At 52.9% G+C, this 1129-nt stretch carries 1 rRNA gene; it reads right to left on the minus strand.

What is annotated here, in order from left to right:
• Positions 1-1129 (minus strand): 23S ribosomal RNA (locus FDW98_RS05675); the annotation flags it as partial.

The following is a 1129-nucleotide window of genomic DNA, read 5'->3' on the forward strand; positions in this document are numbered from 1 at the left end:
CCGCCTACATGCTTAAACCGGGACAACCGTCGCCCGGCTAACATAGCCTTCTCCGTCCCCCCTTCGCAGTAACACCAAGTACAGGAATATTAACCTGTTTCCCATCGACTACGCCTTTCGGCCTCGCCTTAGGGGTCGACTCACCCTGCCCCGATTAACGTTGGACAGGAACCCTTGGTCTTCCGGCGTGCGGGTTTTTCACCCGCATTATCGTTACTTATGTCAGCATTCGCACTTCTGATACCTCCAGCACCCCTCACAGGACACCTTCAACGGCTTACAGAACGCTCCCCTACCCAACAACACATAGTGTCGCTGCCGCAGCTTCGGTGCACAGTTTAGCCCCGTTACATCTTCCGCGCAGGCCGACTCGACCAGTGAGCTATTACGCTTTCTTTAAATGATGGCTGCTTCTAAGCCAACATCCTGGCTGTCTGTGCCTTCCCACATCGTTTCCCACTTAACTGTGACTTTGGGACCTTAGCTGGCGGTCTGGGTTGTTTCCCTCTTCACGACGGACGTTAGCACCCGCCGTGTGTCTCCCGTGATAACATTCTTCGGTATTCGTAGTTTGCATCGGGTTGGTAAGTCGGGATGACCCCCTAGCCGAAACAGTGCTCTACCCCCGAAGATGAGTTCACGAGGCGCTACCTAAATAGCTTTCGGGGAGAACCAGCTATCTCCCGGTTTGATTGGCCTTTCACCCCCAGCCACAAGTCATCCGCTAATTTTTCAACATTAGTCGGTTCGGTCCTCCAGTTAGTGTTACCCAACCTTCAACCTGCCCATGGCTAGATCACCGGGTTTCGGGTCTATACCCTGCAACTTAACGCCCAGTTAAGACTCGGTTTCCCTTCGGCTCCCCTATACGGTTAACCTTGCTACAGAATATAAGTCGCTGACCCATTATACAAAAGGTACGCAGTCACCCTGATAAATCAAGGCTCCCACTGCTTGTACGTACACGGTTTCAGGTTCTTTTTCACTCCCCTCGCCGGGGTTCTTTTCGCCTTTCCCTCACGGTACTGGTTCACTATCGGTCAGTCAGGAGTATTTAGCCTTGGAGGATGGTCCCCCCATATTCAGACAGGATACCACGTGTCCCGCCCTACTCTTCGAGTTCACAACA

Origin of the sequence: Citrobacter sp. wls711 (genome assembly GCF_005281055.1) — a bacterium.
Taxonomy (GTDB): domain Bacteria; phylum Pseudomonadota; class Gammaproteobacteria; order Enterobacterales; family Enterobacteriaceae; genus Citrobacter; species Citrobacter gillenii.